Origin of the sequence: Alteromonas sp. S005, from assembly GCF_036864475.1 — a bacterium.
Lineage (GTDB): Bacteria > Pseudomonadota > Gammaproteobacteria > Enterobacterales > Alteromonadaceae > Alteromonas.
In genome coordinates, this window is the sequence record NZ_JAZETN010000010.1 from 39,410 (window position 1) to 54,629 (window position 15,220).

Consider the following 15,220-nt stretch of genomic DNA (forward strand, 5'->3'; position numbering starts at 1 on the left):
TCCTAGTTTCCGTTTGCCACTGCATTGACGTCTTTGGCCTGAACCATATCGCCAGTGTTATTACCCCACGCATTGCGCTCGTAAGTGACTACCGCTGCAATTTCTTTAAGGCTAAGCATTTTGCTAAACGCCTGCATAGCCGTACCCGACTTACCATGTAGGACAATGTCGATGTGACCTTGTTGATCTTCTAACGCCATCTTGCTGCCTTTAAGTGCTGGGAATACACCTGGTAACCCCTCACCATTTGGCATATGACAGGCTGCACACGTAGCGTTATACACGCGCTCGCCTTCTTTCATTAATTCGTCCATAGACATATTCATAGAAAGTAGACGCTGCTCTTCTTCTTTGGCTTTACGAACAATTTCTTCTTGTTCGCCCATCCATTTATCAAACTCAGCGGGCTCTTTAGCGATAACCACGACTGGCATGTAACCATGGTCTTTTCCGCACAGCTCAGCGCATTGCCCCCGATAAATGCCTGGCTCGTTGACCTTAGCCCAAGACTCGTTAATAAAGCCTGGATTTGCATCCTTTTTGACGGCGAAATCAGGGACCCACCACGAATGGATAACGTCGTCAGATGTAATAAGAAAACGCACCTTTTTCCCTGTTGGAATGACTAACGGACGATCAACTTCCAGTAAGTAATTGTCGGTTTTCTGAAATTTGTTTTCTATTTGCTCACGCTGAGTAGCAAGCAGAGAGTAAAACTCTACGTCGCTGTCCATATATTTGTAGTGCCATTTCCACTGAGAGCCGGTTACCAACACGGTCATGTCAGGCTCAGACGTATCTTCCATTGCTATAAGGGTGTTCGCCGCAGGCACAGCCATAAAGATTAGAATAAGAAAAGGAACAACGGTCCACGCAATTTCAACCTTCACGTTTTCGTGAAAATTAGCGGGCTTAGCTCCACGAGACTTACGATGTAGATACATTGAGGCAAACATAACCCCAAACACTACAACCGCAATCCCTACACATATAAAGAACATCAGCATATGAAGGTCATAAACCTGCCCGCTGATATCGGTTGCACCACGTCTTAAATTGAGTGAAGAAACTTCTTCACTAGCTTCTTGCGCAAGAAGCAATGGGGAAAGAAGCAAAATAGGTATACTAGAACACCATTTTGCAATAATGGTCGTTAGTTGTTTCACTCAGCACCTCCGTAATAGCAAGACCAAAAACGCTGATTTTTTTGCGCGATGCCCTACCAAATGGTTTGCGAACGATTGACCCATAACCTCAACTTGTAAAACAAATTTAGAGTCATTGTTATTATTTTGTTAATCTTTGTCTAAGAATTGCGCAATAATTCCGTGCCGTCTAGTCTTTTCTGTTAAAAATTTAACGAAGCGTTCAATTTTTAATCATTTGCAATGGCAGCCTAACGTTACGCTTTGAATAAAGGAGTAAATTGGTAGCTGTTGAGACGGGGTAAAATCAAACGCGCATTTTGAACAAGGCATGTGAGCTTACGAGCAATCATTTGAGCGAAAAATCAACGAGTAACGTGCTATCGATATTTATTTTCAAACAAATTTTCAAATAATGAATGCATACCTAAAAATTCATTCACAGGCAGAATGGCTTTTGCGTGCTGCTTAATATTTATACTTTAGGTCATGATTGGACGAGGTATTGCGCGCTGCTAACTTAAGAAAACTAGCAGAAATATAGCAACAAAAGGCATTAAAAAAGCGGCTAGGGCGCCGCTTTTTGCTGAAGATGTTAAAACCTTACATCCAGTCGGCGTTTCTTATGACACCCACGGCAATACCTTCTATGGCAAAAGGCTCGCTGGCAAGATCTACTTTAATTGGCGAAAACTCTTCATTTTCAGCATGAAGTAGGACTTCACGACCGCGTTTTTCTAAACGCTTAACCGTAACGTCTTCATCCACCCGCGCCACAACGACCTGACCATTGTGGACATCAGTCGTGCGATGCACCGCGAGGAGATCACCATCTAAGATACCGATGTCCTTCATACTCATGCCGTTTACACGAAGCAAAAAGTCTGCCTGAGGCTGAAACAAAGCAGGATCGACTTTGTAGTGCGATTCGACATGTTCTTGCGCCAAAATTGGCTCACCAGCCGCTACGCGCCCGATTAGAGGCAAACCTTCTTCTTCTGATGCTGTATCCTCAAGGGGGATATTGAGCTTAATACCACGGGAGGTACCAGGTAAGATTTCAATTACGCCCTTACGCGCCAATGCTTTCAAATGTTCTTCTGCTGCATTGGCAGAACGAAAACCAAGTTGACGAGCAATTTCCGCACGTGTAGGCGGCATTCCCGTTTCTTGCATGGTTGTTTTAATAAGTTCTAAAACTTCAGTTTGTCGAGCTGTGAGTGGGCGCATAAAAGACCTGTCTGTTCATACAGTTCCTGTAAGTATATACACCTAAAAACAAATAACAAGCACTTGCCGCGTCTTTTGCTACACGCATGAGTCTGCGACAAGTGCAGTATCCTTATTTTGCCAGAAGGGCCATGTCCGAGTTACCTATTTGTAGCTCCAACTCTCCATCACTGTTTTTGCGGGTACGCATACCATCAACGTTTTGCAGCCCCAATAGCGGACTGTGCCATACCGCATGCCCTTTATTATCAATCTCAACTACTTGGTACCCGATGCTGTCATAGTAATCATACGAATAGTCGTAATCATCTGGCTGATGGATGGCGAGGATCGACTGGTTAGACGATGTCGTTGGTATAGCTGCTATCTTCTGAGGGTAAAAAGACAGCGCTATAGTCTCTTTCAATGCTAATGCTTCGCTTGTCACGTCATACACATTGATCGTTGAATAATCTCTGTCCAGACACACAAACTCAAGGTCACTATCGCTATCAAAATTTACTGTGAGCAGTTGATCGCAAGTAGTTTCCAACTCATTTAACTCAACAAACTCACCGTCCTGCATTTTATAGAGCTTTAACGAACGATACCCCCCGACAGCAAAATAATGCACTCCATTACTTTCTGAAACAGCCAGCGCGTTGATTGAAAAATCGTTGTTGATCGCGTCAATTAGCACCTGATTTTCAATATCAAACGCTTTAAGTCGATCGTTTTCCACGACAACTGCATCAGCGTAACTGTCGCTATTCACATCTAGTGCTTCAATAAATGATATTTGACTGTTGTGATTTTGACTCAGTGTCCACTGAACAGAATTATCCGAAAGTCTCACCACATTGAACGACGAATTATAGTCCAGCGCCCCTATAAATAACTCACCCACACCGTCATTATTGTAGTCTGTAACAACGGGCTTGCTGTCGTTATAGGCGTCTTCACCAACTTCGCCACTTATCGCAAACTCATCGTCTTTGTTTACTGATAAAATTTGAATAGATGAATCGTAATTGCTTGTGTCACTGACAAAGACAGCTCTTTCGTCATTGTCACCGTAGGGAGCCCAGCCTGCAGCGTGATATTTATAAGCGCGCGGCGCACTTTCAATATCTGCCAATGCATACTCACCGCTAGCGTTCTGTTGTGCGACTAAAACTTGGTTGTCACCAGTCCAAATGATATCTGGCACATTGTCGTTATCTAAATCATCGATAAGAAGTGACATAGCGCTGTACGTGTTGTGAGCGATAGCCCACTGCTCAGAAATTTGACCCGCATCGAATGCAAAGCCTTTCACCTGTCCCCACTGACATTCGGATACCACCACGAGCCCTTTAGCAGCTGAGCTTTCATTGGTGTAGGCTATATCGCAAATGTCTGGATGTTCCAGCGTGGCTAAACTGTTTTTAGATACTGCTGAGTAAATTGAGATATGGTTCCAACTATCAGCACCGATGATTTCATCGACACCATCGTCATTCATATCGCCCACCACAACAAACATGTTGCTAAACCCGCTGCCATACAGCCATTGGTTGGTACCACTGTCAATGTCAAATACGTAACCGTTGTTCGTCACCATCTCTATCGAAGCGTCATCATCTACATTACCAAAAGCAATATTATTAACGCCGTCGATATCATACTGCTGTAACTGTTCACCCGTTTGAACATCAACAATGACAATCGCGTTCGGATCATAATAGTCATCACCGTATAAATAAGCGACTTCATCAATTCCATCGCCATTGATGTCATAAAACAATCCAGAAACTATACTTCCTTCTACAACGAACACCGCTTCGGCATTACTTTCACGGTCTTTTATAACAGACAAACCCTGTTGTGTAAGAAGGTAGATCTCATCGTTATTGTCACCGTCAACATCCTGGGAATGCACGCCCCTAATTTCACCTTTAGTGGGCAATTTATAGGGGTATACGTAGGTATTTTTGAGCGAATTTCCCTCTAACGAAAAAGTACCCACATTTCGCTCATTAATTGATACAAGCTCTTTTACACCATTAGATGAAGCGACTGCAAATCCGTGATTATAAATTGGTGTCATCGCCGTTACGCGTGCGTACGCTGGGGCTTTATTTGCGTAAGCCTTGATCTCTAGGGTTTGTAAATTCTCCTCGCCATCTAAGCTAGCAAAATTAAAAATATATGTTTGCTCGTTGAACAACTGACTCTCAGGTACCTGCCAAGTCAATAAGCCTTCATCATCGAGGGTTACGCCTTCAGGCGCTGATACAAGCTGCCCTGCAGAGTCACTATTAATTTGATCGGGGTCCGTCATACTCACAGTGAACTCGACGTAACCACCAGCAGCTACCGATTCAGGCATATTGGAAACGGCAAGTGTCATTGGGGAGTCACTAATAGTAATAAACAATGGTTGCGACTCAACAACGTTAACACCGTCGGACACTACCATAGTTACTTTAAGTTCATCGCCGAACACCGCGTTGTATGCAGGCAATGTATTACCGCTAACGCCTTCTAAAACAACGTTGTTAATATACCAACGGTAGGATACTGACAAATCAGATTCAGGCGTATCAGAGTCGTAATAATACCCCTCATCAACGGTTATATCGTCAGACGTGTAAACAGGGTCATAAGCAAAGTAATAAGGTTCACCTGCAACGGGAGGTGCTGAAATAGTTTCTATATCGGATAGAACAATATTCGCGATATTGCTGCTTGCAAAGGTCTCGATACTGCTGAAAAACACGCCAACATCATAGGTGTCATCGCCGTCGGAATCTTCACCATAGCGAACCGCGCCCTGCATTAAATCTATGCCTGCCGTTTTATCGCCTTTTACGACAAGGGAACCTTGGTAAGCATAAGGTAGCCCTCCTTCCTCAGACAAGTAAGAAAACTCTAGTTTACCTTTAGAGCCGATATATATTGTCCCCTCAAATTCAGAGGAGTAACTAATACTTCTCACACCATCAAAAGAGGTAGCGTTTATTTTGTAGGTCTCGCCGTTAAACGTAGCAGTCAGATATTGTGTGTATTCTTCGTTGTAATAACCCGTGCGTGAGTCGTAGCTTAAATCAGCTTTCATTAGCCCTTTTAGCGTTACGCGTTGGCTACCTCTTCCTACCGAAAGACTCGTGAAATATGATGTGGCCTCAAAGTTGTCGTCGTCTGATTTAGTAATAGCGACTGAAAGTTGGCCGTCGTGATACGCATTTAGGTAGTAGTGAAGGCATTGGTCATAATCGACAACTATTGTTCCTATACCCGTTTCCAAGTTCAGGTTTCCAGAGTAAGAAATAGAGCCTGAATCCGAACACGGTGTGGTACCCTCAATATTGCCGTTGGCATCTACAAGCTCTGATACCTCGAACAGGTCTAAATAAGGTGAACTCGTGATATCTTCACCGAAAAGTGCCACATAGACGTTTTGCACAGCACTAAGATCGGCTGTTGCCACTTTTGTTGCGCCCGTATAACCATTGTCAGCGTAGCTCTTAGCTGCAGAATCTAGTTGTGCAGTAGAGTAGTCTAATGGATTCGACAGAATTTCTAACGCGGTAGGCTCAGGAGGAGGTGCAGGCGTTGGGTTAGGAGACGAGTCAGCCCCTCCTCCGCCACCACAAGCCGTTAGAGCTATAACAGAAAAAAGGCCAGAAAAACCCAAGCGCGAAGTGTTCATGCGTCGTCCCTGATTTGTAAGGCATGATGGCTTTTCATTAGTCAAAAGCTCAAAACACGCCTAATTTTGTTAACTACAGTGAAATATTATCTTCTTATAGCGTATCTTTGTTTACCACACAATCATCACTTTTAAGGATAAGCATGGCTCTAAGACTTTTAACAAAGAAAAATTCTCAGTCATCATCCCATACTACTTGATTTCGGCCTTGCTCTTTTGCTTTGTAGAGGCATTTATCTGCCGCAGATAAAAGCGCGCTGAAATCTGCGCCATAGGTATTATCGATAAAGGTTGCACCTATACTAATAGAAAGCTTTATTGTGTCGGTTTTGTAGGTAACAAGACTTTCTTCCACTGCGATACGAAGCGCTTCTAACTGTGTATTAATTTCTTTTTTATTTTTACCCATTCTCACAATAGCAAACTCTTCACCACCTAGTCTGGCAACCACATTCGGCTCGCTGTTTTGTTTAGCTATTTTCCTTGCAAGCGTAATAAGCGCCTGGTCACCCGCATCATGTCCGTAGGTATCATTTACCTTCTTAAAATAATCAATATCAACAATCGCAACGCAGGCACTTAAATGCTGTTTCGAAAATGCTATACATTCATCAATAAATGCCCTTCGGTTGTACAAGCCCGTCAACGAGTCCGTCATAGCTAATTGCCGTAGCTTTTCCTCTGCGACGGCGCGTGCATCTTCTAATTCTACCGCATAGAAAAGGCCAGCTAACGCATCGAGTAGAGGCTGTAAAAACTTTGCATCTTCTACATTGTATGTCTCAAATTTGTTGGCTAAACCAATCATGCCCACCACTCTATCTTTGACCTTGATCGGCAGCCCTAAAAATCGACTAATGCGCGGGTGTCCTTTCGGCACCCCTTTTGAGTTTGGATGGGTCCCTGAAGTATTACTTATCGTTACTTCACCGGTTAAAATAGTGGTACCAAAAAGGTTGTCGAAGCTACTGAAATATAGGTTCCTTTTTTTGTACTCGTTATATTGTGTGAAACTGGTGCTGTCCCACACTATTTCAGAAATGGCGTGAATAAACAGCTTTGAATCATCGCCTTCCCCTTTCATTTGGCCAATGAAAGCAAACTGACTATCTGAGATATCAATAAGCTCCGGTAATACCGTTTGGCAGGCCAAAGTTAAGTCGTTGCTCTGAAGATAGGAGGCACGGGTCTTATTGATAAATTGCAGTAGCTGGGTTTTCTTTTTCTCGTGAAGCTCGCTTTCCATTCTTTGCGTAATGTCTCGATGAATACCAGCAACGCGGATAGCCTTACCCGTAATGTCAAATTCCACGGTTTTTCCATAGCTTTCAACCCAGACCCACGAACCATTGGTATGTTTCATGCGAAAAGTGGTGTTGAAAACCTTGCTCTTTCCAGTGATGTGTTCGTTTAATTGCTTTTCTACTTTTACATAGTCCGCAGGGTGGATTAGCTGCCTGAAAAAGCGAGAGCTAGTATCGTAATACTCATATTCAAGACCGACGATGTCACACCAACGTTTGTTAACCTGATTTACATCCGCGGCCAAATTCCAATCCCACGTACCTAATTCAGAGGCCTCCAATAAGAGCCGCATGCGCTGGTTTGTTGTGTGAAGTTTGTCTTCAACATATTTTTGATCGCTGGTATCGAAAAGAAATGCTTGCACTGAATACAGCATCCCGTCCTCACGAAAACTCGCCGTTGAGATCATACTTACCCAAATGGTACGCGTGGGCGTGGCTATTTGAAGACGGCATGAATGGGTTTCAACACCTTCCATATGCGCCTGCATAGCAAAAGTAAAATCGCTTTCAGCAACTTGAGTTAGCACATCGCCAAACTCGACTGCGCCACTGAGTAAGTCCTGCGCCGATATGCCCAATACGCGCTCACTATTTTGAGAAATATGAACTAGCTGAAGGGACGTTGTGCTCCGCCATGTGGCCAAAACTATGGGAGACTTTTCGATCAGTCCGTGTTCACGCTTCAGTGCCTCATGCTCTCTGGAAAGCGAAATGTGTTTGCTTACAAGTCCGCCTATTCTGTCTAAGACTTTTAAATATTTATCTTCAATTTCTCGAGGAACCGTATCAATAAGACATACGGCGCCAACAACTTCATCGTTAACTTCAATGGGGGTTCCCGCATAAAAGCAGATGTGCGGTTCACCAGTCACAAGTGGATTATTCTTAAACCTAGGGTCATCATGTGCATTGTTTACGACAATTTGTTTGCGTTCTTGCACAACATGATTACAAAAAGCATGCTCTCGACTCACTTTAGAAAGTGCAGTTCCATACCGTGCTTTGAATGTCTCCTCAAATTCCCCAACAATTCCTATTAGCGCAATAGGTACTTTGTATGCTCCTGCTAACACAACCATAAGATCGTCAAGATCTAACGGCACATCATTACCAAGCAAAATATCATCAATTGTCTTTAATCGCTTTCGATCATCCACTATTACAAACTCACATTCATTTATCTTTATAAAAATAGTTTCTGACTTAGCTTATAGCAATTTAAATACTGCTAATGTTGCATTGCTAAAAAGGCCAGTGAGCCTTACCCTAGAAAATGCCCCGAAAAATATAAAAACACAGGCGCTTTTGAACTTCTTGAACTTACAGCTAGGTAGAGAGTCTGTAATACAAGCAAATCAATAACATTGGCCCATCGCGAGATTGCGATGCGATTGTGTTACACTTCACTCGTCTTTATTTCATAGGATTACATAATTCATGTCGTGGATGCGAAAAGCCCTTTTGTCGGTATTTCATTATCCTGTTAAGTTACTGGTTAAAGCCCACAGTATTCCAGTAAACGTTGAAACCGAATTAGGAATAGATAAAAGCAAACCCATTGTCTATCTACTTCCCACTAACTCAGTGACAGACCAGCTTGCGCTGAGAATGTCGACCAAGTACCTAGGTCTACCGAGCCCAACAGACGCACTTACACTGGCGGGTAGAGAGTATTCGTCTACTCTGTTTTTACGTAAAACTCAGCCTCTCTTTCGCTCGTCAGCCAAAGATACGGGTATTGAAGACGTGTTCACTGAACTTTTTCACTTGCACAGAGACCACGAAAACCTCGACCTACAGGTAGTTCCTGTGTATGTGACTTGGGGCCGAGCACCAGGGCGCGGTAACCCCGGCTTGAGCGACTTAATTGCTGACAATGCTGCACCGAGCTGGCTACGTAAACTTTTCATCGTGCTATTTTTAGGCCGAGATAACTTTATAAATTATTCTAAAGCTGTCTCCGCACGCGCAATGTCAAATCAACACGGAAGTGATCAAAGCATTGCCCACAAGCTTGTACGCGTAGCAAGTACTCACTTTCAACGAAAACGTCAGAGTATGACAGGCCCTACACTGTTAGAGCGACAAGAGCTCAACAACAGTGTGCTAGGTTCAGATGCGGTACGCCGTGCAATTGCCGAAGAGTCAAAAAATAAAAAAGTCACCCATGAAAAGGCTAAAGAGCGGGCTCAAACTTATATCACCGAAATTGCTGCAGATTATCGCGAAGGACTTATCCGTTTTGGTGACAGACTGCTCACACGCATTTGGAACAAAATTTATAACGGCATTAGCGTAGGCCATGCTGAGCGCATACGTGAGCTAGCCGCTAACGGTCACGAAATTATTTACGTGCCTTGCCACCGCAGCCACATGGACTATCTGTTATTAACTTACGTGATTTATCATGAGGGTATGGTAACGCCTCACATTGCAGCGGGTATCAATCTTAACTTTTGGCCTGTTGGAAAAATGTTTCGCCGAGGAGGCGCTTTCTTCCTTCGCCGAAGTTTCGCTGGCAATAAGCTTTACACGGCTGTGTTCAGAGAATATTTAGAGTTGCTGTTTAACAAAGGTTACTCTGTAAAATACTACCCCGAGGGTGGACGCAGCCGAACGGGTCGCCTAATTCCGCCTAAAACCGGTATGTTAGCCATGACTATTCAAGCAATGCTTAAAGGCGTTAACCGCCCTGTTAGTATTGTCCCTGTTTACATTGGCTATGAAAACGTAATGGAAGTGAAGAGCTATTTGAACGAACTTAAAGGCTCTAAGAAGAAAAAAGAATCTAACCTTCAGGTGTTCTCTGCCATTCGTAAACTTAAAAATTACGGGCACGGTTATGTAAACTTCGGTGAGCCTATTGCGCTTAATCAGTTCCTTGAAAGTCATGTACCGAACTGGCGCGACTGTCGCGATGCTGAACCAGAGAAGAAGCCCGCTTGGTTAACGCCTGCAGTTAATGAATTAGCTAACAACGTCATGACGCGCATTAACCGCGCTGCAGCACTTAACGGCATGGCATTAGCTTCGCTATGTCTGCTGTCTTCTAAAAGGCAGACAATGAGTGAAGTGGAACTTCAACAAGCCATGGATGACTTCATGAACTTGTTCAAAACAGTGCCCTTCAGTGATGATGCCACTATTCCAGATTCATCGGCACAAGAATTACTTCGGGATACATTAAAATTAGGTCGTTTTGATGTTAAAGAAGACGATTACGGACGTTTGATCAGCCCTCAGCCTAAATCTGCTGTATATCTGACCTATTATCGCAACAATATTTTGCACTTGTTCGCCATACCAGGCCTTATCATGGCGTCTATCTTCGCTAAGAAGGGCGCAACCAAGAACAGCATTTTCCAGCTCATTGCAGCGCTTTATCCTTTGCTACAAAAAGAATTGTTTTTGCATTTAACGCAAGATGAAGCACTTGCGCATACTGATGCCTTGATCACTGCCATGTTAGACAACGGACTGTTGCGCCAAAAAGATGGTGAGCTTTTACCCCCAGATGCACACTGCAAACAGTTCCATTCTGCTTGGTTATTAAGCCGCTGTATGCAAGAAACATTGCAGCGTTATGCTGTAGTGTTGACAATTCTTGATAAAGAAAAGGTGATAAGCCGCAGTGCATTAGAGCGAGAAAGTAAACAGGTCGCTGAGCGCTTATCAGCGCTTTATGGTTTAAGCTCGCCTGAGTTTTACGATAAGAACGTGCTTTCTAGCTTCATCGGCGCACTAAAAGATAACCATTGGTTAGATTCTGAAAAAGACGGCAGCTTAAAATACTCGGAAGAGTGTGAAGCTTTGCGTGCTGATGTGATGGCGCTGATATGGCCTGAGATGATTCAGCATCTAGAAAATGTTGCGTTAAACACGGCAAATTAAAATTGTATGCCCTTTGGCTACCGCTTTTTTAAAAGCGTAAAAAAACCCATGCATTAGCATGGGTTTTTTATTAGCCATCTATCTAACTAAATAGTGTCTCTCGCTGTCTATAGCGCGATAGGCGCCGAGACAGTACCTCTTAAATTGAGGTTAAAATAGCGAGGCTGTAATAGTGCCGCTTTGTATCGCTCCTCGGTAAACCTGCGCTTAACGTGAAGCAATACAAAGCGAAAACAGGTTAAAGTGGACCATGATTCACTTTTGAATATATTGCTATCAAAGGCTTTTCTGCATTGCCGACAAAACGTTACGCTGGTTGCGACAGAAAAAAGCGATACGCAGGGTTATCTGTTACCTCTTCGACCTTATAGCCTAATTCAGCTACATGCTGATTAAAGTCATCCCGGCTTTCTGGCGCAATGTCAAAACCAGCCAATACCAAGCCTTCCGCAGCACCGTGGTTACGATAGTGGAATAAAGTAATATTCCACTGCTCACCCAATGTGTTTAAGAAGTTCAGTAGTGCACCAGGGCGCTCAGGAAATTCAAAGCTGAACACCTGCTCGTTTAAAATGGTCGGCGGGCGGCCGCCTACCATATGCCGGACGTGAAGCTTTGCTAACTCGTTATCAGTGAGGTTAACGCAGTCATATCCTTTGTGTTCAAGATCGTGTTGTAGTGTCGCAAATTCTTGCTGACCACCTTTTAGCCTAACCCCAACAAAAATATGCGCTTCGCTCTCACTTGCGTAGCGATAGTTGAATTCAGTAATCGCTTTTGCGCCAACGCACTCACAAAACTGTTTAAACGCACCTTTAGTTTCAGGAATTTTAACGGCAAAAACCGCTTCTTTCTGCTCGCCTAATTCACAGCGTTCAGACACATAGCGCAGGGTATGAAAGTTGATGTTTGCGCCACATAAAATACCGCCTAGCTTTTTACCTTTAAGGTCGTGTTGCTTGGCATATTTGCGAATTGCCGCTACCGATAATGCACCCGCAGGCTCGGCGATAACACGGGTATCATCGAAGATATCTTTTATAGCCCCGCAGATTTCATCATTGGTAACCGTAATGGTTTCATCAACTAAGCGGTTACACAGACGAAAAGTTTCTTGCCCCATTACTTTTACAGCCACGCCGTCGGCAAAAATGCCTACGCTTTCCAGCTCGGTAGGCTCGCCTTGCGCTTTTGCTTCAATGAAACAGGCCGACTCTTCTGACTCAACGGCTACAATCTTAATACTGGGTTTGAGTTGCTTTAAGTACACCGCAATGCCAGCGGCTAGGCCACCACCGCCAACAGCAATAAACAAAATATCCAGGTTTGGGTTTTGCTCCAACAACTCTCGTGCAACAGTACCTTGCCCAGCTATTACATCTGGGTTGTCGAAGGGCGGCACAAAAGTATAGCCGTGGGTATCACACAAGTCTTTGGCATGTTTGCTTGCCTGGTCGAAGCTCGTGCCATGCAAGACAACATTTACGTTATCACCACCGAAGCGACGTACTGCGTCCACTTTAATGTCAGGGGTGGTTTCTGGCATAACGATAGTTGCTTGAATGCCCTTCATCTTTGCACTGTATGCTAAGCCTTGCGCGTGATTACCCGCAGATGCGCCAATAACGCCAGCTTGCAGTTGTGCTTCGCTTAACGAACAAATACGGTTGTAGGCACCGCGCAGCTTAAAGCTTTTCACTGGCTGCTGATCTTCTCGTTTCAAAAAGATTTCATTGCCAAGTTCCGCTGAAAGCAACGACATATAAGACAGTTCACTAGCTACCGCCACATCGTAAACGGGAGCGAGTAATATCTTTTTCAGATACTCGTGGTCGCTAACGTGCTCGTTTTCCATTACAAGTCTTCCAGCTTACTGACATCGCGCACCGCACCTTTGTCGGCACTGGTTGCCAGCGCTGCAAAGGTCTTAAGTGATGTAGAAACTTCCCGTACGCGATCTTTCGGTTTCCAAGGCTTATCGCTTGCTTCCATTTTTGCACGGCGCTCGGCAAGTGCTTCATCAGAAATAACAATATTGATGCTCCGGTTAGGGATATCTATTTCAATCTTGTCCCCGTCTTCAACTAAGCCAATACCGCCACCGCTGGCGGCCTCTGGCGAACAATGCCCGATGGACAAGCCACTTGTACCACCACTGAAACGCCCGTCGGTTACTAACGCACAGTGCTTACCCAGGCCCTTCGATTTCAAATACGACGTTGGATATAGCATTTCTTGCATACCCGGCCCACCACGAGGGCCTTCGTAGCGAATAAACACGACATCACCGGCTTTTACTTCGTCACCTAAGATACCTGCCACTGCATCATCTTGGCTCTCGTAAATACGGGCAGTACCGTTGAATTTTAGAATAGATTCATCAACTCCAGCGGTTTTTACAATGCAGCCATCTTCGGCCACATTCCCATAAAGCACCGCTAAGCCACCTTCTTGGCTAAACGCATTCTCGATAGAGCGAATACAGCCATTCTCACGGTCGTCATCGGCTTCATCCCAGCGACAATCTTGGCTAAAAGCTTTAGTAGTGCGAATACCCGCAGGACCTGCACGGAAAAAGGTTATCGCGTCTTTGTTTTCGGGGTTAGTGATGTCCCACTCGCTGATAACGTCAGTAAGCTGCTTGCCTAAGACGTGATTAACATCGGTATTTAGTAAGCCCGCTTTATTTAGCTCGTTTAAAATACCCAATACGCCACCGGCACGGTGTACGTCTTCCATGTGGTATTTAGGTGTAGACGGCGCCACTTTGCATAAGTGAGGCACTTTGCGAGACAAGCGGTCGATATCATCCATAGTGAAAGGCACTTCACCTTCCATTGCTGCCGCTAGCAAGTGCAAAATGGTATTAGTTGACCCCCCCATGGCAATATCTAAGCTCATGGCATTTTCAAACGCTTTAAAGTTGGCAATGTTACGTGGCAATACGCTTTCATCATCATCGCCGTAGTAGCGCTTACAAAGCTCTACAATTTGTTTACCCGCCTGTTTAAACAAACCTTCACGGTCTGCGTGGGTAGCCAGCATTGAGCCGTTGCCCGGTAATGATAAACCTAACGCTTCGGTTAAGCAGTTCATGGAGTTCGCCGTGAACATTCCTGAGCAAGAACCACAGGTAGGGCAGGCAGAGCGCTCAATCTCGTCAGTGTCTGCATCGCTCACTTTGTCATCAGCAGCTGCTACCATGGCGTCAACTAAATCAAGCTTAATAAGCTGGTCCGAAAGCTTGGTTTTACCCGCTTCCATTGGGCCGCCAGATACGAATATCACTGGCACGTTCAAGCGCATAGACGCCATTAACATTCCAGGGGTGATCTTATCGCAGTTAGAAATACAGACGATGGCGTCCGCGCAGTGTGCGTTCACCATGTACTCTACTGCATCAGCAATGATCTCGCGAGACGGAAGGCTGTACAGCATACCGCTGTGGCCCATTGCTATACCGTCATCTACCGCTATGGTATTGAATTCTTTGGCGACACCACCAGCTTCTTCCACGCTGCGCGCTACTAGCTGACCAAGGTCTTTGAGGTGAACGTGCCCAGGTACAAACTGCGTAAATGAGTTAGCAATAGCAATAATAGGCTTGCCGAAATCAGAATCTTTCATTCCGGTTGCACGCCATAGCGCACGAGCGCCGGCCATATTTCTACCTTGTGTGGTAGTTGCAGAACGTAACTTGGGCATAAATCCTTCCCGTTAATTTTAGGTGCTAGGGTTTAATGCTAGACCTTATATGTGAAACTTAAAAACAGCGGTAAACCAGTGATGCTTTGGCTTGTTTTCCAATACGCACTGTTTTACTCAAAATTGCATGTCATACTGATGATGTATTAAATCATCTTAGGTCGTTCAAGCGAAGGGCGACAAAGCCCAACTGCTCACGGATCAGTAGCGCTTTGTTTTATATGATATCTTTGACTTACAATGCCGTATTCCTTTGGCATTATAAAAAT

7 protein-coding genes are annotated in these 15,220 nt (G+C 44.5%); 1 reads left to right on the forward strand and 6 read right to left on the reverse strand.

Annotation, left to right across the window (positions count from 1 at the left end):
* Nucleotides 1-2 precede the first annotated feature (2 nt).
* The 4 genes from coxB to V7R55_RS12575 all read right to left on the reverse strand — a co-directional run bounded on the left by coxB (nucleotide 3) and on the right by V7R55_RS12575 (nucleotide 8,512).
* Nucleotides 3-1,166: a cytochrome c oxidase subunit II gene (coxB, locus tag V7R55_RS12560; protein ID WP_334059767.1), complete on the reverse strand. Its 1,164-nt coding sequence runs from the start codon at nucleotides 1,164-1,166 to the stop codon at nucleotides 3-5.
* 582 nt (nucleotides 1,167-1,748) lie between these two features.
* Entirely contained in the window at nucleotides 1,749-2,375 is a 627-nt protein-coding gene (lexA, locus tag V7R55_RS12565; protein ID WP_334059768.1) for a transcriptional repressor LexA, read from the reverse strand.
* 112 nt (nucleotides 2,376-2,487) lie between these two features.
* Entirely contained in the window at nucleotides 2,488-6,048 is a 3,561-nt protein-coding gene (locus tag V7R55_RS12570) for a hypothetical protein (protein WP_334059769.1), read from the reverse strand.
* Between the two features lie 175 nt (nucleotides 6,049-6,223).
* Entirely contained in the window at nucleotides 6,224-8,512 is a 2,289-nt protein-coding gene (locus V7R55_RS12575; RefSeq protein ID WP_334059770.1) for a diguanylate cyclase, read from the reverse strand.
* A gap of 280 nt (nucleotides 8,513-8,792) precedes the next feature.
* On the opposite strand from V7R55_RS12575, the gene plsB reads away from it, so the two are divergent.
* The gene (gene plsB / locus V7R55_RS12580) at nucleotides 8,793-11,246 is read left to right on the forward strand and encodes a glycerol-3-phosphate 1-O-acyltransferase PlsB (protein ID WP_334059771.1); all 2,454 of its coding nucleotides are present in this window, start codon (nucleotides 8,793-8,795) and stop codon (nucleotides 11,244-11,246) included.
* A 307-nt stretch (nucleotides 11,247-11,553) separates the two neighbouring features.
* Here plsB and ilvA read toward each other — a convergent pair whose 3' ends face one another.
* Nucleotides 11,554-13,101, reverse strand: a complete 1,548-nt coding sequence (ilvA, locus tag V7R55_RS12585; protein ID WP_334059772.1) for a threonine ammonia-lyase, biosynthetic — start codon at nucleotides 13,099-13,101, stop codon at nucleotides 11,554-11,556.
* Nucleotides 13,101-14,951: a dihydroxy-acid dehydratase gene (gene ilvD, locus V7R55_RS12590; RefSeq protein WP_334059773.1), complete on the reverse strand. Its 1,851-nt coding sequence runs from the start codon at nucleotides 14,949-14,951 to the stop codon at nucleotides 13,101-13,103. Before ilvD ends, ilvA begins: the two co-directional genes overlap by 1 nt.
* Between the last annotated feature and the right edge of the window lie 269 nt (nucleotides 14,952-15,220).